This is a genomic window from Streptomyces hypolithicus, assembly GCF_052934925.1.
This window is the reverse complement of the sequence record NZ_CM128811.1, coordinates 5,762,663-5,781,885: the sequence shown is the minus strand read 5'-3', so window position 1 is coordinate 5,781,885 and position 19,223 is coordinate 5,762,663. Positions and strand designations below refer to the sequence as shown.

General features: G+C 71.7%; 20 protein-coding genes and 1 pseudogene. 9 read left to right on the top strand and 12 right to left on the bottom strand.

Annotated features, from left to right (window positions below):
- Positions 1-120 precede the first annotated feature (120 nt).
- Positions 121-936: a DeoR/GlpR family DNA-binding transcription regulator gene (locus ACU6WZ_RS27310; protein WP_447030840.1), complete on the top strand. Its 816-nt coding sequence runs from the start codon at positions 121-123 to the stop codon at positions 934-936.
- Between the two features lie 30 nt (positions 937-966).
- Here ACU6WZ_RS27310 and ACU6WZ_RS27305 read toward each other — a convergent pair whose 3' ends face one another.
- On the bottom strand, positions 967-2,103 hold the full coding sequence (locus ACU6WZ_RS27305) for a PLP-dependent cysteine synthase family protein (RefSeq protein WP_447030839.1): 1,137 nt from the start codon (positions 2,101-2,103) through the stop codon (positions 967-969).
- A gap of 270 nt (positions 2,104-2,373) precedes the next feature.
- Here ACU6WZ_RS27305 and ACU6WZ_RS27300 point away from each other — a divergent pair, with 270 nt between their 5' ends.
- Both ACU6WZ_RS27300 and ACU6WZ_RS27295 read left to right on the top strand, forming a co-directional pair.
- The gene (locus tag ACU6WZ_RS27300; protein WP_447030838.1) at positions 2,374-2,748 is read left to right on the top strand and encodes a hypothetical protein; all 375 of its coding nucleotides are present in this window, start codon (positions 2,374-2,376) and stop codon (positions 2,746-2,748) included.
- Between the two features lie 176 nt (positions 2,749-2,924).
- Positions 2,925-3,458, top strand: coding sequence for an ATP-binding protein (locus ACU6WZ_RS27295; RefSeq protein WP_447030837.1), 534 nt, complete (start codon positions 2,925-2,927; stop codon positions 3,456-3,458).
- A gap of 68 nt (positions 3,459-3,526) precedes the next feature.
- Here the strand turns inward: ACU6WZ_RS27295 and ACU6WZ_RS27290 are convergent, their stop codons facing one another.
- From ACU6WZ_RS27290 to ACU6WZ_RS27280, 3 genes are all read right to left on the bottom strand, one after another.
- On the bottom strand, positions 3,527-3,820 hold the full coding sequence (locus ACU6WZ_RS27290; protein WP_447030836.1) for an SHOCT domain-containing protein: 294 nt from the start codon (positions 3,818-3,820) through the stop codon (positions 3,527-3,529).
- A 188-nt stretch (positions 3,821-4,008) separates the two neighbouring features.
- Complete coding sequence (gene pip / locus ACU6WZ_RS27285; protein ID WP_447030835.1) at positions 4,009-4,968, bottom strand: prolyl aminopeptidase; 960 nt, start codon at positions 4,966-4,968, stop codon at positions 4,009-4,011.
- Positions 4,965-6,212, bottom strand: a complete 1,248-nt coding sequence (locus tag ACU6WZ_RS27280) for an ROK family protein (RefSeq protein WP_447030834.1) — start codon at positions 6,210-6,212, stop codon at positions 4,965-4,967. Before ACU6WZ_RS27280 ends, pip begins: the two co-directional genes overlap by 4 nt.
- A 109-nt stretch (positions 6,213-6,321) precedes the next feature.
- Here ACU6WZ_RS27280 and ACU6WZ_RS27275 point away from each other — a divergent pair, with 109 nt between their 5' ends.
- A complete protein-coding gene (locus ACU6WZ_RS27275) occupies positions 6,322-7,548 on the top strand; it encodes an MFS transporter (protein WP_447030833.1) in 1,227 nt (408 codons plus the stop codon).
- 163 nt (positions 7,549-7,711) lie between these two features.
- Here the strand turns inward: ACU6WZ_RS27275 and ACU6WZ_RS27270 are convergent, their stop codons facing one another.
- Complete coding sequence (locus ACU6WZ_RS27270) at positions 7,712-8,125, bottom strand: DUF3618 domain-containing protein (RefSeq protein ID WP_447030832.1); 414 nt, start codon at positions 8,123-8,125, stop codon at positions 7,712-7,714.
- Complete coding sequence (locus ACU6WZ_RS27265) at positions 8,122-8,526, bottom strand: phage holin family protein (RefSeq protein WP_447030831.1); 405 nt, start codon at positions 8,524-8,526, stop codon at positions 8,122-8,124. The genes ACU6WZ_RS27270 and ACU6WZ_RS27265 overlap by 4 nt, the downstream gene beginning before the upstream one ends.
- A gap of 464 nt (positions 8,527-8,990) precedes the next feature.
- Here ACU6WZ_RS27265 and ACU6WZ_RS27260 point away from each other — a divergent pair, with 464 nt between their 5' ends.
- Positions 8,991-9,269: a DUF6332 family protein gene (locus ACU6WZ_RS27260; RefSeq protein WP_447030830.1), complete on the top strand. Its 279-nt coding sequence runs from the start codon at positions 8,991-8,993 to the stop codon at positions 9,267-9,269.
- On the opposite strand, the gene ACU6WZ_RS27255 is transcribed toward ACU6WZ_RS27260, so the two are convergent.
- The 3 genes from ACU6WZ_RS27255 to ACU6WZ_RS27245 form a co-directional block, all read right to left on the bottom strand.
- Positions 9,230-9,895 carry a response regulator transcription factor gene (locus tag ACU6WZ_RS27255; RefSeq protein ID WP_447030829.1) on the bottom strand — a complete coding sequence of 222 codons (666 nt, stop codon included), beginning with the start codon at positions 9,893-9,895 and terminating at the stop codon, positions 9,230-9,232. The two genes, ACU6WZ_RS27260 and ACU6WZ_RS27255, sit on opposite strands and share 40 nt — an antisense overlap.
- Positions 9,892-11,130: a sensor histidine kinase gene (locus tag ACU6WZ_RS27250; protein ID WP_447030828.1), complete on the bottom strand. Its 1,239-nt coding sequence runs from the start codon at positions 11,128-11,130 to the stop codon at positions 9,892-9,894. The genes ACU6WZ_RS27255 and ACU6WZ_RS27250 overlap by 4 nt, the downstream gene beginning before the upstream one ends.
- Positions 11,131-11,430: 300 nt before the next feature.
- Entirely contained in the window at positions 11,431-12,645 is a 1,215-nt protein-coding gene (locus tag ACU6WZ_RS27245) for a geranylgeranyl reductase family protein (RefSeq protein WP_447030827.1), read from the bottom strand.
- A 180-nt stretch (positions 12,646-12,825) separates the two neighbouring features.
- On the opposite strand from ACU6WZ_RS27245, the gene ACU6WZ_RS27240 reads away from it, so the two are divergent.
- Positions 12,826-14,190, top strand: coding sequence for a dipeptidase (locus tag ACU6WZ_RS27240; protein WP_447030826.1), 1,365 nt, complete (start codon positions 12,826-12,828; stop codon positions 14,188-14,190).
- A 67-nt stretch (positions 14,191-14,257) separates the two neighbouring features.
- Positions 14,258-14,970 (top strand): annotated as a pseudogene (locus tag ACU6WZ_RS27235) (MBL fold metallo-hydrolase).
- Here the strand turns inward: ACU6WZ_RS27235 and ACU6WZ_RS27230 are convergent.
- Positions 14,929-15,975 carry an NUDIX domain-containing protein gene (locus ACU6WZ_RS27230; protein WP_447030825.1) on the bottom strand — a complete coding sequence of 349 codons (1,047 nt, stop codon included), beginning with the start codon at positions 15,973-15,975 and terminating at the stop codon, positions 14,929-14,931. The pseudogene ACU6WZ_RS27235 and the gene ACU6WZ_RS27230 overlap by 42 nt on opposite strands.
- Positions 15,976-16,193: 218 nt before the next feature.
- On the opposite strand from ACU6WZ_RS27230, the gene ACU6WZ_RS27225 reads away from it, so the two are divergent.
- Complete coding sequence (locus tag ACU6WZ_RS27225) at positions 16,194-16,376, top strand: DUF8839 family protein (RefSeq protein WP_447030824.1); 183 nt, start codon at positions 16,194-16,196, stop codon at positions 16,374-16,376.
- Between the two features lie 45 nt (positions 16,377-16,421).
- Here the strand turns inward: ACU6WZ_RS27225 and ACU6WZ_RS27220 are convergent, their stop codons facing one another.
- Positions 16,422-16,925, bottom strand: a complete 504-nt coding sequence (locus ACU6WZ_RS27220; protein WP_447030823.1) for a tetratricopeptide repeat protein — start codon at positions 16,923-16,925, stop codon at positions 16,422-16,424.
- An 86-nt stretch (positions 16,926-17,011) separates the two neighbouring features.
- On the bottom strand, positions 17,012-17,968 hold the full coding sequence (locus tag ACU6WZ_RS27215) for an ROK family protein (RefSeq protein ID WP_447030822.1): 957 nt from the start codon (positions 17,966-17,968) through the stop codon (positions 17,012-17,014).
- Positions 17,969-18,187: 219 nt separating this feature from the next.
- On the opposite strand from ACU6WZ_RS27215, the gene ACU6WZ_RS27210 reads away from it, so the two are divergent.
- Positions 18,188-19,183, top strand: coding sequence for a LacI family DNA-binding transcriptional regulator (locus tag ACU6WZ_RS27210; protein ID WP_447034280.1), 996 nt, complete (start codon positions 18,188-18,190; stop codon positions 19,181-19,183).
- The last annotated feature ends 40 nt before the right edge of the window (positions 19,184-19,223 follow it).

Genomic DNA, 19,223 nt, shown 5'->3' with positions numbered 1-19,223 from the left:
CGGTCGCCGCAGCCTCCTCACCGAATCTCCCCGAGGTCCGGCGGCGGCGCCCGTGCGAGGATGATCCACCCCCAGCATGTGGCCAGACCTGTAAGCAGAACCGAAGGGACCGGACCGCCCGTGACCGACAGTCAGAACCTGCTCGCGGAGCAGCGTCGTGCGTTGATCCTCGACGAGGTCAGGCGCCGGGGTGGTGTCCGGGTCCAAGAGCTGACCAGAAAGCTCGGCGTCTCCGACATGACGGTGCGCCGCGACCTGGACGCGCTGGCACGCCAGGGCGTGGTGGAGAAGGTGCACGGCGGCGCGGTGCCGGTGGTCGAGGCGAGTACGCACGAGCCGGGCTTCGAGGCCAAGTCGGGCCTGGAGTTGAGCGCCAAGGAAGACATCGCGCGGGTTGCTGCCACGATGGCGGTGGCGGGCAGCGCGATCGCGCTGTCGGGCGGTACGACGACGTACGCGCTGGCCCAGCATCTGCTGGAGGTGCCCGATCTGACGGTGGTGACCAACTCGGTGCGGGTCGCCGATGTGTTCCACGCCGCGCAGCGCGCGGGCGGCGGTGGCGGGCAGCGCTCGGCCGCGGCCACCGTGGTGCTCACCGGCGGCGTACGGACGCCTTCGGACTCGCTGGTGGGTCCGGTCGCCGACCGGGCGATCCGTTCGCTCCACTTCGATGTGCTGTTCCTCGGGGTCCACGGGATCTCCGTGGAGGCCGGTCTGTCGACCCCGAATCTGGCGGAGGCGGAGACCAACCGGCGCCTGGTGCGCTCGGCGCGGCGGGTGGTGGTGGTCGCGGACCACACCAAGTGGGGCACTGTGGGGCTGAGTTCGTTCGCCGCCCTGGAAGAGGTCGACACGCTGGTGACGGACAGCGGGCTGTCGGCGCAGGCCCGTGAGGAGATGGCAGAGCATCTGCCGGGGCTGGTGGTCGCAGCATAGAACTGACGAAGTGTCACATGCTCGACGCCGTCAGGCGGGCCAGTGACCGGTCGCCAGGAAGTCGTCGAGGGTGGCGCCGTACGGTGCGATGTCCAGGCCCTGTTCGGCCAGCCAGGCGTCCGAGTAGTACTTGTCGAGGTAGCGGTCGCCGGGATCGCAGAGCAGCGTGACGACGCTGCCCTTGCGCCCCTCCGCGACCATCTCGGCGATGATCTTCAGCGCGGCCCACAGTCCGGTGCCGGTGGATCCGCCCGCCTTGCGGCCGATCGTCTTCTCCAGCGTCCGTACGGCGGCCACACTCGCCGCGTCGGGCACCTTCATCATCCGGTCGATGGCGCCCGGCACGAAGCTCGGCTCCATTCGGGGCCTGCCGATGCCCTCGATGCGCGAACCGCAGTCGCTGGAGGCGAGCGCGTCGTCCTGCGTCCAGCCGTCGAAGAAACAGGAGTTCTCCGGGTCGGGTACGCAGATACGCGTGTCGTGCTGCATGTAGTGGACGTAGCGCGCGATGGTCGCGGAGGTGCCGCCGGTGCCGGCGGTCGCGACGATCCAGGCCGGTTCGGGATAGCGCTCCAGCCTCAGCTGCTGGTAGACGGACTCCGCGATGTTGTTGTTGCCGCGCCAGTCGGTGGCCCGTTCGGCATAGGTGAACTGGTCCATGTAGTGGCCGCCGGTCCGCACGGCCAGAGCGGCCGATTCCTCGTACATCTTGCGCGAGTCGTCGACGAAGTGGCACTGCCCACCGTGGAATTGGATCAGGCGGATCTTCTCGGGGCTGGTGGTGCGCGGCATCACCGCGATGAACGGCACTCCGATCAGCTTCGCGAAGTACGCCTCGGATACGGCGGTCGAACCGCTGGACGCCTCGATGACGGGCTTGCCGGGCCTGACCCAGCCGTTGCACAGGCCGTAGAGGAAGAGTGACCGGGCAAGACGGTGCTTGAGGCTCCCGGTCGGGTGGGTGGACTCGTCCTTGAGATACAGGTCGATGCCCCACTCCTCGGGCAGCGGGAAGAGCAGCAGGTGGGTGTCCGCCGAGCGGTTGGCGTCCGCCTGGACCTTGCGGACGGCCTCCTTCAGCCAGGCCCGGTACTCGGGATCGCTGCGGTCCACGTCGACGGTCGCCACGGCGCCGCCGGTGCGCGCCTGGTGGTCGGTGGTGCTCATGCGGGCCACTGTGCGTCTCCTCAGTCCTCACGTCCCCGCGGCAGCTGGTTCTGCCCCTGGGAACTCAGATCCCCACCCACCACTTTATGCCGCCCACCTGCACAAACGTTGACTTTGGGCAACCATAGGCATCCCTTGTGGGGCGCATGAGGGGCAGGAGTGATGCGTGATATCGCGCCGGGCCTGCCGATCCTTGAGGGGCTCTGGTGCGCGGGCCGCGACCCCGGCAGACTGCCCACCATGACACCTGCGTGAAGGGGGCGAAGTGGCATGACGAAGCCCGAGTTCAGCGCCACGGGTGTGCGGATCGGGCGGTGGCCCCGCTCGCTGACCAGGGCAGGCCAGGTACTGGTCGCGGAAGGCAGGCTCGTCCTGCTGACGAGCAACGGGCGCGAGATCGCCAGCGCGCCCCTGGGCTCGGTGACCGCGAGCAGGCCGTGGTACGCCGGTCAGGACAGCGCGGTGGTGTCGGTCAACGGCGTCCGCTACCGGCTCGCCCTGGGCCGGCGCGGGAATCCGCGGGGCGGCGAGGAACTCGCGGGGCAGTTCGTCGAAGCCGTGCGCTGGGGTGCACGGGACGCCTGCGATGCGGGTAGCGTCGGGGACACGGGGGGCGGCCGGGACGTACCGGAATCGCGGGACTGACGGGATGCGAGTTGCGGAGCGGTACCGCCTGAGTCACCCTGGTTTCACATCACTCAGGGTGCACCGGCGGTTACGCTGAGAATCACGAGAACCAGCCCCGCCGGACCAATCAGCAGGCAGCCACTGCTGGATCCGTTCTTCGTCTTCTTCCGGACCTATTTCGGGGAGTCGCAGCCGTGATCAGCCAGCCAAGCAGGCACTGCACGGTGGGGCTCCAGGCCCTGCCGTCGCGGATCGGCCAGGTCCGCAGAATCGTATCGGCGCAATTGCGCTACTGGCATCTCGATCCCTTGATAGATCCGGCGGCGCTCGGCGTCACCGAGTTGCTGACCAACGTCCACCGGCACGCAGAGCCGGACAAGACGTGCACCGTCGAGATCGAGCTGCTGCTCGACCGCCTGACGGTGTCCGTCCACGACAACGACCCGCGTATGCCGACCGTCCGGGCGGCCGACGCGTCCGCGACCGGCGGGCGCGGGCTCGCCCTGATCGAGGCGGTCAGCGAGAGCTGGGGGGTGCGCCCGCGCGGCGACTCCGGGAAGATCGTGTGGTTCACGCTGCCCACGCCTTCCTCCGTCCTGGCGCTGCCCACGTGTCCGGTGTACGGGGCGACGACCGACGGACCGTTCTCGCACCCGATGACCGGTCTTGAGGCCGTCCCCGGTGTGCACGCTGCGCCCGCTGCCATTCGGTCCGCCGTAGTGGGCTGACCGGACGGCAGCGGGGCCGCCTCACTGCGTGGCGATGATGCGCCGTACGTCCAGGCGGGTCGCGGCGGTCACGCGACACCGCCCTTGGGTGTACGGCCGAACTGCTCGTCCAGGACGGACAGCCGGCGCCAGTACTCGTCCTCGTCGATCTCACCGGAGGCGAAACGTCGGCCGAGCATCGCGATCGGCGAGCTCTCGCTGTGCGGCGCGCGCTCCATCCAGGGGTGTCCCCGACGTCCACCGCGTCCGCCGCGCCACACCGTGCGTCGCAGCACGTTGACGGCGGCGAAGACGACAGCCGCCCAGATCAGCGGGGCGAAGACAATCCACGGCCCGGGTCCCTCGTGCGCCAGGGTGTTCATCTCGATCAGCTCCTTCGGTGCGCTCTGGTTGCTTGCTCAGAGCGTCACCCGGGAAGGCCCCCCGAGTCGTCGTACCCCCAGCGGCACCGCGCGTACCCCCGATGGAGTACGCGGGGGCTGCACGGCTGCTTCCGCCGCTGCTTGTGGCGGCCGCGCGCTTGAGGCCGACCAGCAGTTGCCGGTCGGTCTCAGTTGTGCGCGAACCGGTCGAGCGCTTCGAGCTGCAGGGCGCGCATCGTCTCGCTGCCCTTGTGACCCGCGTCGTCGACCAGGATCAGTTCCGCGTCGGGCCACGCCCGGGCGAGCTCCCAGGCGGTCCCGTACGGGCTGCTCAGGTCGTGGCGACCGTGCAGGAGTACGCCCGGGATGCCGGCCAGCCGCCCCGCGTCCCGCAGCAGCTGACCCTCGTCCAGCCAGGCTCCGTGGGAGAAGTAGTGGGAGGCGATGCGCACCATGGCCACGCGGGCTGCGGAGGGGCGGTCACCGTAGGGACGGGCACTGCCACTCGGTTCGAGGGAGAGCACCGCGTCCTCCCAGGCGCACCACTCGGCGGTGGCCCTGTCCCGTACCTCCGGCTCGGGGTCCGAGACGAGGCGGGCGTAGGCCGAAATGAGGTCACCGTCGCGGTCGGCCTCCGGTACGCCCGCCCCGAAACGCTCCCAGTCCTCGGGAAAGAAGCGGGCGAGGCCCCGGTACAGCCAGTCGGTTTCCGAGCGCCGCGTCATGGTCACACCGCAGATGACGATCTCCGAGACACGGTCGGGGTGGCTCTCGGCGTAGGCGAGGATCAGTGTGGACCCCCAGGAACCACCGAAGAGGAGCCAGCGGTCGATGCCCAGATGCTCCCTCAACTGCTCGATGTCATGGATTAGTTGAGGAGTGGTGTTGTGGGTGAGGCTCGTCGTCGGGTCACCGGCGTGCGGTGCGCTGCTGCCGCATCCGCGCTGGTCGAAGAGGACGGTCCGGTACCGCTGCGGGTCGAAGTATCGGCGCGCGCCGGGACTGCTGCCGGATCCGGGGCCGCCGTGGACGACGAGAGCGGGCTTGCCGTGGGGGTTCCCGGACACCTCCCAGTGGACGAGGTTTCCGCGGCCGACGTCGAGCAGGCCCTGTTCGCTGGGCTCGACCGGGGGATGGATCCCGGTCATGGAGTGACTCCGCCGACGTTTTCCAGCGGGCCGGTGAGCGCGGTGAGCGGGTCGTCGAGGACCGGCTGCCAGGCCAGCTCGGCGGCTCCCACCAGGCTGTTGTGGTCGAGCGTGCACGGCAGGATCGGTACGCCGCCGCTCTGCCCCCACAAACTGCGGTCGGCCACGACGGCGCGCAGGCGCTGCGGGTCGGCGTCGAGGAGTTCGCGGTGGAGACCGCCGAGAATGATGCGGTCGGGGTTGAGGATGTTCACCAGGCCGGCGAGGCCCAGGCCGAGGCGGTCGATGAGCTCCTCCCCGGCGACGCGGATCGTGGGGTCGTCGTACTTCCCGCGCAGCAGCTCGCGGGACTGCTGGAGCAGCGAGACCTCGGGGCCCGGGGTGCGGCCCGCCGCGGTGAGGAAGGCCAGCGGGTCGGTCTCGACGTCGAGGCAGCCGCGGCCGCCGCAGTAGCAGGCGCGGCCGTCGGGGTTGACGGTGAGATGACCCACTTCGAGGGCGAGGCCCGAACTGCCCGTGTGCAGACGGCCGTCGAGAACCAGCGCCCCGCCCACACCGCGGTGGCCGGTGGCTACACAGAGCAGGTGCCGGGCGCCGCGGCCGGCGCCGTGGCGGTGCTCGGCGAGGGCGACGAGGTTGACGTCGTTGCCGGTGAAGGCGGGGCCGGTGAGGCCGGCGGCGCGGACCTGTTCGGCGAAGATGTCGCAGACCGGGGCGCCGGCGGGCCAGGCCAGGTGGAGTGGGTTGAGGGCGGTGCCCTCGGGCTCGGCGACGGCGGAGGGGACGGCGAGGCCCGCACCCACACACCTGCGGCCGGTTGAGCGCAGCAGACCCGCGCCCGCCTCGACGGCCGCCCCGATGACCTGGGCCGGGTCGGCGGACACCGTCTCGCAGCCGGGGGCGGTCGCGACGATCCGGCCACCGAGACCGACCAGCGCCGCACGGTAGCCGTCGGCGTGGATCTGCGCGGCGAGAACGACGGGGCCCGAGTCGTGGACTGCGAGCCGGTGCGAGGGGCGGCCCTGCGCTCCCGCGGGGGCCCCGGGCCGGGAGTCGACCTGGATCAGGCCGAGGGCTTCCAGTTCGGCGGCGACGGCTCCGGCGGTGGCTCTGGTGACGCCGAGTTCTGCGGTGAGGACGGCGCGGGTGGGCGCTCTGCCGGTGTGCACCAGTTCCAGGGCGGGCCCGAGCGCGCTCCTGCCCCTGTCCAGCCTCGTTTTGATGGCGGTCGCCTTCCCGTTCATGGGGCCGAGTCTCCCACGAACGGGAAGATCGTCCGGGTGCGGCTCCGACTGTCGGTGGCTCCCACCGACCGCCTTGTGAGAATCCGGCGGCGGCCTCTATCCTGACTTTGTGCCGCTTCTAAACAAACTACGGACGGCCACTCCGGGGAGCGGGGGCGGACGCACCGCCGCAGCTTCCCTGTCCCGCCTCCGTACCGCCCTGACCGTGTTCTTCGCACTCGACGGCTTCTTGTTCGCCGGCTGGGTGGTCCGCATCCCCGCCATCAAGGAGCAGACCGGCTCGTCCGCCGGCGACCTCGGGCTCGCCCTGCTCGGGGTGTCCGGAGGCGCGGTGATCACGATGATGCTCACGGGCCGGCTCTGCCGGCGCTTCGGGAGTCACCTGGTGACCGTGTTCTGCGGTGTGCTGCTTTCGCTGAGCATCGCCTTGCCCGCGCAGACACACTCGACGCTCGCGCTCGGCCTCGTGCTGCTGGCGTTCGGTGCGTCGTACGGAGGCATCAACGTCGCGATGAACAGTGCCGCCGTCGACCTCGTCGACGCGATGCGACGCCCGGTGATGCCGAGCTTCCACGCCGCCTTCAGCCTCGGTGGCATGGCCGGGGCCGGTCTCGGCGGTCTGGTCGCAGCCCAGGTTCCGGCCGCCGCCCACCTGCTGGGGTTGACGTGCCTCGGACTGCTCGTCACCGCAGTCGCCGCTCCCGCGCTGCTGCACCACCCTGCGCCGTCCCAGGAACGCCAACGGAAGGAACCAGGGAACGGTCACCGGCCGCTCCCGGGAACGGTACGAAAGACCGTTGCGCTGTTCGGCGTGATCGCACTGTGCACCGCTTACGGCGAAGGCGCACTGGCCGAATGGGGCACTCTCCACCTCCAGGAGGACCTGCACGCGCACCCGGGAATCGCCGCAGCCGGCTACTCCCTCTTCGCGCTGGCCATGGCGGCGGGCCGCCTCAGCGGAACGGTCCTGCTGGAGCACCTCGGCCAGACCCGCACCCTGGTGACCGGCGGATCGCTCGCCGCAGCCGGCATGCTGCTCGGCGCGCTCGCACCAGTCACCTGGCTCGCGCTCCTCGGCTTCGCGCTGACCGGACTCGGGCTGGCGAACATCTTCCCCGTGTCGATCGCCCGGGCAGGCGCCCTGGCCGGCCCGAGCGGGGTGGCGGCGGCGTCCACTCTCGGTTACGGCGGCATGCTGATCGGTCCGCCCGCCATCGGCTTCCTCGCCGACGGGTTCTCCCTCCCCATCGCCCTGACAACCGTCGCGATACTCGCCGCCGCGGCCGCCCTCCTCGGCTACACGGCCCGCAACGCGTCATCCGCCGAACGCCCCTGAGCGGCCGCGCTCAGCAAATCGTCCAATATCCCCCACCAGGCGCCCGAATCAAGCGCGCCGAAACCGGTGCTGGACCAGCCGCGACCGCCGTCGGCGCCCGGTGCGGCGTGCCGGGCCCCAGTTCTGCGGCTGCAGAGCGTCCTTGATGCCGTTCTCGATGCCGTCATCGACACCGTGATTGATGCCGTGATTGATGCCGTCTGCACCGGGCCAGCAGCAACAGCACCACGACCGCGACTCCCCCGGCCAGCAGCGGCTTCGGATTCCCGCGGGCCCTGCCGGCGGCCTGGTGCGCGGCGTCCTGCACGGGCTGCGGGGCCTTGTCGCGCCACTTTTCGCCCACCCTCCCCGCAACAGCACCGACACGCTCCTTCGCCTGCCCGGCCCTCTCGCGGGCCTGGCCCTTCACCTCGGCCGCGGTCTGCTTGGCACGTGCTTTCGCGTCTGCTTTCGCGGCCAGCGCTTCCACCGTCCGCCCGAGCTCTTCCCTGGTGGCCTCGGCCTGGGAGCGGAGCTCCTCGGCCGTCGGCTTGTCCGTCGCGGGCTTACTGCTGTGGTCGGAGGAGCTGTTGGTCATCGGTGCGCCCTTTCCTTGATCTCTTCCACGTCGCGCCGAACGCTGCCGATGGCCTGCTCGGGCTTCGCCGGGCCGGCCCGCTGGATGTTCTTCTTGCCGGCGACCGCGAGCACGGCGGCGACGAGGAACAGGACACCGGTAACGATCAGTGCGGACGCCCACCAGGGCAGTACGAGCGCCAGCGCGATGATCACAGTGGCGACCAGGGCCTGCAGCGCCAGGACCGCCACCAGTCCGGCGCCACCGAACAGTCCGCCGCCAAGGCCGAAACGTTTGCCTTTCTGCGTCATCTCCGCCCGCGCCAGCTGCATCTCCTCGCGGATCAGCTCCGCAATCTGCTGAGACGCGCGGTTCATCAGCTCCCCGATCGGGGCGTCCCCATCCGGCTGCATGCGACTCATGAACCCTCACCACCTTGCGGAGAGACGAACTCCGGATATTTAGCCTTTTACTCCGATTACCCGATCGTCGCAGCATCGAACGCGAACCGCTCCCCAGCCGATGCGAGGTCAGGCCCGAATCAGCACCCGGATGCCGGAATCGCACCCAGGACCCCGGCCGCGAGCTGACCGTTACGTCCCCGTACAGCCGGGCCGCGCCTGGGCTGCCTGCGGGTCTGACCATCGACCGCGCCTCGGGCACCGTCTCCGCCAGCCCGAGGTACGCGCCGAGAAAGGCGATGCTGCCAACGTGGCAAGCCGGGGGAGCCAACATGGCTGTGCGCTACCGCGAGCCGGGACGCAGTGGACTGACTGTCGGTGTCCTGGGAACGTTACGTCTGAACCGTGGCCGCCGCAGCCCGCGGCTCGGCGGGGCGGGGGCAGCGGATTGCCCGTCTGCGGTTGCCGCTGCGACACTTGCGCATATGGGGACAAGGACGCAGGCGCAGCGGGACGCGATGACGGTCGAGATCGGTTACGCCCTACTGAGCGCGGCCGTACTCGCCAGTGTCACAATCGTCGCGGTCGGCGCCCCCGCGTATCTGCTAGGTGCCTCGCCGGCCCTGGGAAAGGTCATGCTGGTGGCCGCAGGTGTGCTGGCAGGGGTCGTCTTCGTGCTGCGGGTCGTGCATGTGCTGTGGCGCTACCGGGGCGCGCCGGGCACTCAGACGAGCCAGCCGGGGCGCACCAGCCCCGACTCGTAGGCGAGCACGACCAGTTGTGCGCGGTCTCGGGCGCCCAGCTTCACCATGGTGCGGCTCACGTGCGTCTTCGCGGTGAGCGGGCTGACGACGAGCCGACGGGCGATCTCGTCGTTGGACAGGCCGATGCCCACGAGCGCCATCACCTCGCGCTCCCGGCCGGTGAGTTCAGCCAGCGCCTCGTCCTGGGACGGTTCCTTGGAACGGGCCGCGAACTCCGCGATCAGCCTGCGCGTCACACCGGGTGACAGCAGCGCGTCCCCCTCCACCACCGCGCGTACCGCCCGCAGCAGCTCCTCCGGTTCGGTGTCCTTGACGAGGAAGCCGGACGCCCCGCCCCTGATGGCCTCGAAGACGTACTCGTCCAGCTCGAAGGTGGTCAGCATGATCACCTTTACGTCACCCAGCGCGGCCTCGCCGGTGATCGTGCGGGTGGCGGCGAGACCGTCCAGTACCGGCATCCGGATGTCCATCAGGACGACGTCGGGGCGCAGTTCACGCACCAGACGCACGGCCTCATCGCCGTCGGCCGCCTCGCCCGCGACCTCGAGGTCGGGCTGCGCGGCGAGCAGGGCGCGGAATCCTGCCCGTACCAGCGACTGGTCGTCGGCGAGCACTACGCGGATCACGAGGTCTCCTGTGGTGAGGCGGGGAACGGAAGTGTGGCCTGCACCCGGAAGCCGCCGTCCGGGCGCGGTCCGGCCTCGATCGTGCCACCGAGGGCGGCCGCTCGCTCCCGCATGCCCACCAGACCGTTGCCACTGCCGCCCGCGCCGTCGCCGGTGGCGGGGCCCTCGTCGTCGATGAGCAGGCGCAGGGCGCCGGGGGCGTAGCGGAGTGTCACCTGGGCGGTGCGGGAGCCGGAGTGCCGGACCACGTTCGTCAGGGCTTCCTGCACGATGCGGAAGGCGGCGAGGTCGGCGCCGGGCGCCAGGGTGGCGCGGCTGCCTTCGGTGCCGATCCGAACGGTCAGGCCGGCACCCGCCGCCTGCTCGACGAGTTCGGGCAGCCGGTCGAGGCCGGGCGCCGGGGAGCGCGGGGCGTCGCCCGGCGTGCGGAGTGTGTCCAGGACCTGGCGCACCTCGCCGAGCGCCTCCTTGCTGGCAGCCTTGATGGTGGTCAGCGCGGAGCGGGCCTGCTCGGGGTCGGAGTCGAGGAGGGCCAGGCCCACACCGGCCTGGACATTGATGACCGAGATGCTGTGGGCGAGCACGTCGTGCAGCTCACGGGCGATGCGCAGCCGCTCCTCGTCGGCGCGCCGCTTCTCGGCGGCCTGACGCTCGACGCGCTCGCGCACCCACTGCTCCCTGCGTACGCGTACGAGTTCGGAGCCGGCCAGGATGGCCGCCACCCACGCGGCGACGACGAGTTCCTGGCCCCACGGGGCCGCCTCGTCGGCGCCGGGCGGCAGCCACCGGTAGAGCCAGTGGGAGATCAGGACATGGCCCGCCCAGAGCATGCCGACAGCGGCCCAGGCCGCCCGCCGGTGACCCGCGACGACGGCGGAGAAGCAGCCCATCGCGACGGGGACGAAGACCGGTCCGTACGGATAACCCGCGCCCAGATAGAGCATCGCGGCGGCCGACGTGCCGAACGCCACCAGCACGGGGTAGCGGTGGCGCAGCAGGAGCAGCGCCGCGCCGGCGAGCAGCAGGAGCCGCGCGAAGAGGTCGAGAGGAGCACGGTCGTCGAGCCGGCCCTGCTCCGCGAATCCCGATCCCAGCTGCACGAACGCGGTGACGAGCAGCGTCGAGAGCCACGGCAGCCGTCCGTCCGTCCGCCCGGTCGTCCCGTGCTGCCTGCGCGACGGGCCGCCCCGCTGCCAGGGAGGACCGCCGCACCACCGTTCATGCCGCGCTTCCATACGGCCACGCTAGACCGGCCGCGGTGGGGCGGTCGTCAGCCGGGCGGCGTGGTCGCGTCTACTCCCCGGGCAGTACCCGCCGCCGCGAGGTGGCCGAGGTCCACGGTGTGGCCGAGGACGTCGGCTGAGTAGTCGACGGAGTACATGACGAAGTACTCGCAGATCGCGTCGCGATCCTCGACGATCCGGTTGAACCGGCCGAGGCGACGACGGGTGGCGGCAGACCGGGTGCGATGCGGGCGGTGATCCGCCCGGCCGCGGGGCGCGCGCGGGCGGTGAGCGGCCCCGCCGCCCCGCCGGTCAGCCCCTGTCCAGCGCGCTCAGCGCACGCTGGACCACCGGGCGCGTACGCATGATCTCGCCCAGTGTCGTCGAGCCGCGCGTGATCCCCGCGAACATCCGCCAGGCGGGCCGGAAGCCCGTTATCGCCGCATGCAGGAGTCCCGGCCGCTGCTCGAACAGGGCCAGCATCCGCCGGCCCACGCCCATCTCCACGCCCAGCCCCGCCTTGATGGCGAACGCGTAGTTCAGCGCCTGGCGGCGGGCGTCGACGGCGTCCTGCGCCTCCGCGATCCGCACCGCCCACTCCCCCGCGAGCCGCCCGGAACGCAGAGCGAACGAGATGCCCTCGCGGGTCCACGGCTCAAGGAGGCCCGCCGCGTCCCCGCACACCAGCACCCGTCCCCGGGACAGCGGCGAGTCGTCGCTGCGGCAGCGGGTCAGATGCCCGGAGGACATGGCGGGTTCGAAGCCGGCCAGTCCGAGGCGGGCGATGAAGTCCTCCAGATAGCGCTTGGTGGCGGCGCCGTCGCCACGGGCCGAGATCACTCCGACGGTCAGCGTCTCCCCCTTGGGGAACACCCAGCCGTAACTCCCCGGGACGGGGCCCCAGTCAATGAGTACCCGCCCCGCCCAGTCCTCGGCGACGGTCGCGGGCACCGGAATCTCCGCCTCCAGGCCCAGGTCCACCTGGTCGAGCTTCACCCCGACATGCGCGCCTATGCGCCCGGCGCTGCCGTCCGCGCCTACCACCGCCCGGGCCAGCAGCGTCTCACCGTCCGACAGGACGACGGCCACGGTGCGCCGGTCCGGCACGGCCGGGCCGTGCTGCTCGACGCGCGCCACCATCACCCCGGTGCGCACCTCGGCGCCCGCCTTCTGCGCGTGCTCGACCAGCGCGGCATCGAACTCCGGCCGGTTGATGAGCCCGAAGAGCATGGTCTTCGACCGGCGTGTCCGCGTGAGCTTCCCGCCGAGCGAGAAGGTCACGGCGTGCACACGATCCTTGAATTGCAGTTCGAAACCCGGCGGCAGAGAGTCGCGCGAGGGCCCGATGATGCCGCCGCCACAGGTCTTGTAGCGGGGCAGGTCCGCCTTCTCCACGAGGAGTACGCGCCGGCCCGCGATCGCGGCCGCGTAGGCCGCCGATGCCCCGCCAGGGCCCGCGCCGACCACCACGACGTCCCACACCGGTTCTTCGTGCTCACGTCCGGCGTCTGCGTTCTCGCTGCTCACGATGTGCTTCTGCTCCTGATCCGCCCAGTGGTCCGTACTGCTGACGCATCCTACGGCGCAGGGCCGCCGATCTCGCTGTGGGAGGATCGGGCTGGGCTTACCGGCCTGCCCCGTACGAACACCTACACGTCTGCGTACGCGTACACGTACAACAACGTCGCACCCACGAGGAGCGTGCCCATGACCGCGAATCCGATCGCCGAGACCATCGCCTCGCTGATGCCCCGCGCGCAGACGGAGCTGGCTGAGCTGGTGGCGTTCCAGTCGGTGGCGGATCCCGCGCAGTTCCCGAAGGCCGAGTGCGAGGCCGCGGCGGTCTGGGTGGCCGACGCGCTCCGTGCTGAGGGGTTCGAGGACATCGCGCTGCTCGACACCCCCGACGGCACCCAGTCGGTGTACGGATTCCTGCCGGGCCCGGCGGGCGCGCCGACCGTTCTGCTGTACGCGCACTACGACGTGCAGCCGCCGCTCGACGAGGCCGCCTGGATGACGCCGCCGTTCGAACTGACCGAACGAGGCGGCCGCTGGTACGGCCGCGGCGCGGCCGACTGCAAGGGCGGTTTCATCATGCACCTGCTCGCCCTGCGCGCCCTGAAGGCGAACGGCGGCGTTCCGGTGTCGGTGAAGGTCGTCGTGGAGGGCTCCGAGGAACAGGGCACGGGCGGCCTGGAGCAGTACGCCGAAGCGCACCCCGAGCTGCTCGCGGCCGACACCGTCGTCATCGGCGACACCGGAAACTTCCGTGTCGGCCTGCCGACGGTCACCGCGACGCTGCGCGGCATGACCATGCTGCGCGTGCGGATCGACACCTTGGAAGGCAACCTGCACTCGGGGCAGTTCGGCGGCGCCGCCCCCGACGCCCTGGCCGCGCTCATCCAGCTGCTGGCCTCGCTGCGCGCCGAGGACGGTTCGACGACCGTGGACGGGCTGACGGCCGACTCCTCCTGGGACGGACTGGATTACCAGGAGACGGAGTTCCGCAGGGACGCGCGCGTCCTCGACGGGGTGGGCCTGATCGGCCACGGCACGGTCGCCGACCGCATCTGGTCCCGCCCCGCCGTGACCGTCATCGGCATCGACTGCCCGCCGGTGGTCGGGGCCACGCCGTCTCTCCAGGCGAGCGCCCGGGCGCAGATCAGCCTCCGGGTGCCGCCGGGCGTGGACGCCGGCGAGGCCACGAAGCTGCTGACCAGGCATCTGGAGGCGCACACGCCGTGGGGTGCGCGCGTGGCGGTGGAGCAGGTGGGTCAGGGCCAGGCGTTCAGGGCGGACACCGGCAGTCCGGCGTACACCTCGATGGCGGAGGCCATGCGGGTCGCGTACCCGGGCGAGGAGATGCAGACGTCCGGCATGGGCGGCTCGATCCCGCTGTGCAACACCCTGGCCTCGCTCTACCCGAAGGCCGAGATCCTGCTGATCGGGCTGAGCGAACCAGAGGCGCAGATCCACGCGGCCAACGAGAGCGTCTCGCCCGAGGAACTGGAACGGCTGTCGGTCGCCGAGGCGCTGTTCCTCGTCAATTACGCCCGCTCCCAGCAGGGTTGAGCCGTCGGCGTAACGCTGAAAGCGAAGACCTGTACGGCGGACGGCCGGCGCCGCGTACGTTCGCCGTATGGATCTCGTAGAGGTGATGCCCCGGCGGCGCACATGTTCCGCTTCCCCATCGGCCAGGCGTATCTCTGGCGCGACGGTGATGAGCTGACCCTCGTCGACGCCGGCAACAGGGACGCCGCGCCGGACATCGAGGAGGCGGTACGCAACCTCGGTCTGCGTCCGGAGAACATCCGCCGCATCGTCCTCACCCACTGCCACCGCGACCGCGTCGGCGCCGCCGCCGAACTCGCCGGACGCCACGGCGCCGAAGTGGTGGCTCACCGTCTGGACGCGCCGGTGAGCCGGGGCGAGCAGCCGGTGCCCGAGCCGGTCCTGCTGGACTGGGAGCGGCCGCTGTACGCCCATGGGCTGACGGTGCCGCCCGCGCCGCCCACCCCGGTGGACCGGGAGGCCGAGGACGGCGACCTGCTCGGCTTCGGCGACGGGGCCCGCGCGGTGCACTCCCCCGGCCACACGGACGGCAGTATGGCGGTGCATCTGCCCCACCACGGCGTGCTGTTCACGGGCGACTGCGTCGCGGGAGTCGGCCAGGTCATGCTGGGCGTGTTCAACACCGACCGCGCGCGGGCCCTCGCGTCGTTTCGCCGGCTCGCGGCGCTCGCCCCCTCCGTAGCCTGTTTCGGCCATGGCGACCCGCTGACGTACGACACCGCCGCCGTGCTGCGGGCTTCAGCCGACCGGGACTCCGGCTTCCAGGTTGAGGACCGCTGACCGTTCCCGGGCACGCAGCGCCCACCGCAGCCGCTCGTAGCGCACCGGGGGCAGCAACGCGGCGGCCCGCGCCTCGGTGGCGAAGCACCAGCCCCGCAGCTCGGAGCAGGGCAGCAGCAACTGCCCGGCGGCGGCCGGGTCGAGCGTGCCACCGTCGAAGAGCAGCCGCAGACCGCCGAAGGCCGGGGGGCGCGGCGGCTCCCAGTCCACGACCAGCAGCCGGGGTACGTCGACGAGCTCCAGCCCTATCTCCTCCTTGACCTCGCGCATCCCCGCGCGCGCGGGCGCCTCCCCCCGCTCCACGACACCGCCCGGGAACTCCCAGCCGGGCTTGTACGTCGGGTCGACGAGCAGCACCCTGTCCGCCTCGTCGAACAGCAGCACGCCGGCGGCCAGCGTCTCCGCGGCCGGCTCGGGGGTCTGCACGATCTCGCAGGCCCCGGCGGCCCCCGTCCGTACGGCTTCCGCGATCCGTTCGGCCGACCCGGCGGGGGTCAGCGCACCGGTGTCGATGACGTGGGCGTCGTCGCTCAGCCAGGCCAGGGCCGCGCGGTACGGCCGGATGTGTTCGTAACCCCACTGCCGTGCGCGTGCGGTGCCTTCGGGATCGTCCGCCTGGTCCGGCCGGCCCTCCCGGGAGGCGATCCGGTCGCGCAGGATCGTTTCGTCAGCCGTCAGCAGTACATGGCACACCGGGATACGGCGCGCGGCCAGCCCCCCGAAGATCTCGTCGCGGTACTCCTGGCGCAGGAGCGTCATGGGCACCACCAGCGTGCCGCCCACCTCGGCAAGCAGCGCCGCCGCGGTGTCGACGACGAGGCGGCGCCAGATGGGCAGATCCTGGTAGTCGCCGACTTCGGCGAGCCGCTTCTGCGGCAGCAGAGCGCGCAGTTCCCCGCCGATCAGTCCGGGGTCGTAGAAGGTGCTGTTCGGGATCAGATCGATCAGTTCGCGCGCGGCGCTGGTCTTGCCCGCACTGAACGCACCGTTGATCCAGACGATCACGGTTCCCCCTCTTTCGTAGCCCCCTGTGGCTTGCCCACGACACGCTGTCGCGGAAACCCGGGGTCACGGCATGGTGCCCGCGACCGCCTTGGCACACAACCGTGCCGATACGGCCGCGCCCGTCTGCCGCCCGGGCTGCGGAACCGTGACGCACGTGCGCGACGTCTCGTTGGGGCAGCGGAAGCACGTGTTCAGCAGGCATGGGAGTGGGGTGCGGCATGAGTCGCATGGTGTTGGAACAGTTTCCGGCCGGTGGCCCCAGGGGCAGCCGGCCGGCGGAGGAATTCGCCCTGGCACGGCGCGCGGAGGGGTGCCCGGCAGAGGTAGTGATGGACCTGGAGGCGGACGCGTTCCTGGTCGTCGTGGTCCAGCGGTCGGCAGACAGCGGACCTCAGTCCTAGCAGCGGTCGGCAGGGGCGGCGGGCCGGCCGGTCCGGCCGGGCCGACTACTGGATCTCGTCGAGGTGGTCGGCGTAATGCTCGATCGCGGGGCGGTAGACGCGCAGCCGCCGGTCGGCGCTCGTGTTGGCCACGACCTTCAGCAGCGTGCTCACGGCGTCGCGCGCGTCGCCGGTGTTGTACAGCGCCATGGCCAGGAAGGACTCCAGGGCTGGATCGCTCGGAAACTCCGCCAGGCCGCGGCGCAGGGTTCGCACGGCCGCCTCGTAGCGCCCCAGTACGCGGTAGGTGCTGCCCAGCCCGAGGAAGACGCCGTGGCGGTCCTCCTGCGGCAGTCCGGGGACGCTCAGGGCGCGTTCGTAGTACGGCACCGCCTCGCGCTCCAGGCCGAGCACGTCGTGGGCCCAGCCGGTCTGATACGCGATCGCGGCGTCCTGCGGATACCGCTCGGCGAGCGCCACCAGCTGTACGCGTGCCTCGGCCGCCCGTCCCGTCTCGCGCAGGCGTACTGCGCGCGCAAGGGCCGCGTCCCGCTCATGATCGCCATTCACGCGCTCACACTCGCACAGGGGACACGACCCCGGACAGGGGGTGTCCTCTCCCACGGCGATCGCAGAGGCACCCCGCATCCAGTCCCTCAGCCCGCGTACGCCGCCGCCCCCGGACGGCCGCCCAGGGTGGCCGCTGCGGCCGCGCCGACCAGTCCGGCGTCCGTCCGGGTCAGGGCGGGAGCGACCTTGAGGTGCTGGACGAAGGAGAGAGTCGCGTACGAGGCGAGCGCGCGGCGCAGCGGCGCGAAGAGTACGTCGCCGGCGCCCGCCACTCCCCCGCCGACGACGGCGATGTCGATCTCGACGAGCGTCGCAGTGGCGGCGATTGCGGCAGCGAGGGCCTGAGCGGCCCGGTCGTAGGACGCCCGCGCGACCGGGTCGCCGGCCCGCGCGGCGGCCGCGACGGCCGCGGCGGTGGTGTCGCCGTCCGGGCCGGGCCGCCAGCCCTGTTCGAGGGCACGGCGTGCGATGTTGGGTCCGCTGGCGATCCGCTCGACGCAGCCACGTGATCCGCACGGGCACAGGTCGCCGTCCAGGTCGACACAGATGTGACCGATGTGGCCGGCGTTGCCCGTGGGGCCGGGGTGCAGTCGGCCGCCGAGGACCAGCCCGCCACCCACGCCGGTGGAGACGACCAGGCACAGCGCGTTGTCGTAACCGCGCGCGGCGCCCTGCCAGTGCTCCGCGGCCGTCATCGCCACGCCGTCGCCGACGAGCGTGACAGGCCGCCCGCCCGTACTCCGGCGCACCCGCTCGACCAGTGGGAAGTCGCGCCAGCCGGGGACGTTGACCGGGCTGACCGTACCGGCGACGGCGTCGACCGGGCCCGCGCTGCCGATGCCGACAGCGCTCACCCGCTCCCACAGCGGGGAGGCCGTCAGCTGGGCGAGCACCGCCCCAACGACCCGCATCACACGTTCGCCGTCCTCGCGGGCCTGCGTCGGTCGCTGGGCGCGCAGCAGGATCCGGCCGTCACCGTCGACCAGGGCGCCGGCGATCTTGGTGCCGCCGATGTCGAGAGCGGCGACGAGGTCGGTGTGCATCGGTGGGGGATCTCCTGGCGGGGCGTGGGATGAGCAGGTCAGGACAAGTCTCTATTCAGCTGACAACGTTGTCCAGGCCCTATGCTCGACGCCACACCCCGCAGCATGGCGTACGTACGCCCCGAGCACGCCCTGAGCACCTTTCCGACGACGACAGGACAGCGCACCGTGGCCGAGACCGAGAGCCGCCCGGAGACCCGTTACGGCAACCGGCCGACGATGAAGGACGTCGCCGCCCGCGCCGGAGTCGGCCTCAAGACGGTCTCCCGCGTCGTCAACGGCGAGCGGGGTGTCACCCCCGATACCGAGCAGCGCGTCCAGGAAGCGATCGAGGCGCTGGGCTTTCGCCGCAACGACAGCGCGCGCGTTCTGCGCAAGGGCCGCACCGCCAGCATCGGTCTTGTCCTGGAGGATCTCGCCGACCCGTTCTACGGGCCGCTGAACCGCGCCGTCGAAGAGGTGGCCCGGGCCCATGGGGCCCTGCTCATCAACGGTTCGAGCGCCGAGGACCCGGCCCGCGAGCAGGAGTTGGTGCTCGCGCTGTGCGCCCGGCGTGTCGACGGCCTGATCGTCATCCCGGCCGGGGACGACCATCGCTACCTGGAGCCGGAGATCGCGGCGGGGATCGCCACCGTCTTCGTGGACCGCCCGGCGGGCCGGATCGACGCGGACGTGGTGCTCTCGGACAGTTTCGGCGGCGCGCGCGAGGGCGTGGCCCATCTGATCGGGCACGGGCACCGGCGTATCGGCTTCATCGGCGACCAGCCGCGCATCCACACGGCGGGCGAGCGGTTGCGCGGCTACCGCGCCGCGCTGGCCGAGGCCGGACTGCCTGCCGACGCGGCCTGGGTCTCGCTCGGCAGCACCGCTCCCGAGCGGGTGCGAGACGCCGCCACCGCCATGCTGGACGGCCCCGATCCGGTCACCGCGATCTTCGCGGGCAACAACCGGGTGACCGTCACGGTGGTACGGGTCCTGGCGGAACGTGAGCGTCCGGTCGCCCTGGTCGGATTCGACGACATCGAGCTCGCCGATCTGCTGCGGCCCGGGGTCACCGTCATCGCGCAGGACGCCGCCACCCTCGGCCGCACGGCGGCGGGCCGTCTCTTCCGCCGCCTGGACGGCGCGGACGACGCTCCCACGCGCGTGGAGCTGCCGACGCGGCTCATCGCCCGCGGCTCGGGCGAGATCCCGCCGTGGGACGGGGCGCGCTGACGCTCCGGAGCGCGCCCCGTCCCCCGGCTGGCCCGGGCGG

Excerpts from the sequence above, each read along its gene's own strand:
- ACU6WZ_RS27305 (WP_447030839.1), bottom strand. The coding sequence starts at position 2,103 with ATGAGCACCACCGACCACCAGGCGCGCACCGGCGGCGCCGTGGCGACC.
- ACU6WZ_RS27300 (WP_447030838.1), top strand. The coding sequence starts at position 2,374 with ATGACGAAGCCCGAGTTCAGCGCCACGGGTGTGCGGATCGGGCGGTGG.
- ACU6WZ_RS27290 (WP_447030836.1), bottom strand. The coding sequence starts at position 3,820 with ATGAACACCCTGGCGCACGAGGGACCCGGGCCGTGGATTGTCTTCGCC.
- pip (WP_447030835.1), bottom strand. The coding sequence starts at position 4,968 with ATGACCGGGATCCATCCCCCGGTCGAGCCCAGCGAACAGGGCCTGCTC.
- ACU6WZ_RS27280 (WP_447030834.1), bottom strand. The coding sequence starts at position 6,212 with ATGAACGGGAAGGCGACCGCCATCAAAACGAGGCTGGACAGGGGCAGG.
- ACU6WZ_RS27270 (WP_447030832.1), bottom strand. The coding sequence starts at position 8,125 with ATGACCAACAGCTCCTCCGACCACAGCAGTAAGCCCGCGACGGACAAG.
- ACU6WZ_RS27265 (WP_447030831.1), bottom strand. The coding sequence starts at position 8,526 with ATGAGTCGCATGCAGCCGGATGGGGACGCCCCGATCGGGGAGCTGATG.
- ACU6WZ_RS27260 (WP_447030830.1), top strand. The coding sequence starts at position 8,991 with ATGGGGACAAGGACGCAGGCGCAGCGGGACGCGATGACGGTCGAGATC.
- ACU6WZ_RS27250 (WP_447030828.1), bottom strand. The coding sequence starts at position 11,130 with ATGGAAGCGCGGCATGAACGGTGGTGCGGCGGTCCTCCCTGGCAGCGG.
- ACU6WZ_RS27240 (WP_447030826.1), top strand. The coding sequence starts at position 12,826 with ATGACCGCGAATCCGATCGCCGAGACCATCGCCTCGCTGATGCCCCGC.
- ACU6WZ_RS27225 (WP_447030824.1), top strand. The coding sequence starts at position 16,194 with ATGAGTCGCATGGTGTTGGAACAGTTTCCGGCCGGTGGCCCCAGGGGC.
- ACU6WZ_RS27215 (WP_447030822.1), bottom strand. The coding sequence starts at position 17,968 with ATGCACACCGACCTCGTCGCCGCTCTCGACATCGGCGGCACCAAGATC.
- ACU6WZ_RS27210 (WP_447034280.1), top strand. The coding sequence starts at position 18,188 with ATGAAGGACGTCGCCGCCCGCGCCGGAGTCGGCCTCAAGACGGTCTCC.